The organism is Inquilinus sp. CA228, assembly GCF_052078665.1.
Lineage (GTDB): Bacteria > Pseudomonadota > Alphaproteobacteria > DSM-16000 > Inquilinaceae > Inquilinus.
The window spans coordinates 1-1079 of sequence record NZ_JBQJIK010000189.1; the positions used below are offsets into that span (position 1 = coordinate 1).

Consider the following 1079-nt stretch of genomic DNA (forward strand, 5'->3'; position numbering starts at 1 on the left):
CTGGTTGATGGTCCAACCCGAGTAGTGCGTGTAGGACGCGGTGGTCGATACAGCGAGGCTCAGGCTGGTGTCGACGGCATAGCGCAACTCGGTGTTGTAGGTGACGCTGGTGCCGAAGCTGGTGCTCAACGTGTTGTGGAAATCCGCCTTGAACCGGGTATCCCAGAAGCCCGCGCCAGAGGCGCTCGGCAGGCCGTACTGCACGATGTGGGAGATCGTGCCGCCGGGCGCGAAGACCTGCTGGTAGAAGGGGCCGGTGATGACCTCGCTGTACCAGCCGCCGACATTGGCGTTGTAGTTGCCGCCGATGACGCAGGACTCGGACTTGCCGGTGGTGATGGTGCGCTGGTCCGGGGTGAAGGACATGATCCCGGCATAGGCGGCCGGGGCCAGTTCGGGGGGGCGGCCGCATTTGACGCCGGCACCGAACACCGGCGTCGCCAGGATCGCCTGCTCGACGCGGGCGTCGGCGGTCGGGACGTCGCCCATCCGGAGATAGTCGGGCGGGGCCGCCTCCGGCACCGGGACCTGCATCGACAGATAGACCGGTGCCGCCGTCGCGCCGGCGGGGGTGCCGTCGTTCATGATCAGGGCGGTGCCGGCCAGGGTCTGGATCCGGTTCTCGGTCTGGTTGCGGCTGGTGACCGGGCTGATCGTGCGCGAATGCGGGGCCGCGCCGAGGATGATCGGCCGGTCGGGGTCGCCGTCCTCCCAGCCGAGCGCGACCTCGGTGCCGCGGGCCAGCGGGAAATGCAGCCCGGCCTTGGTGCCGGCATAGGGCTGGGCCATGCGGATGAAGCCGGAATGCTGATAGGTCGGGTCGGCGGCCATGTCGAAGTTGGCGACGACCTTGTAGCGGCCCTCGGCGTCGAGCACGGCGCGGTCGTTGTAGTCGTCCGGGGCGTCGATCATGGCCGGCATGACCCCGGCCATGATTGGGCGAGGGGTGCGGCGGGGGCTGCGGTAGGGGGTGGCGTGGCGGATCGCCGAGATGTGGTTGCGGTAGCCGATTTCACCCGGCTCGCCGCCCTCCCAGAAGGCGCCGGCGACATACTGCGTGCCGGCGTGGAGGACCGCCG

Annotated in this window: 1 protein-coding gene; it reads right to left on the minus strand. The window is 69.4% G+C overall.

What is annotated here, in order from left to right:
- Positions 1-1079 (minus strand): phage baseplate assembly protein V (locus ACTOWL_RS37935; protein WP_441326477.1); only part of this gene is annotated, 1079 nt, incomplete at both ends.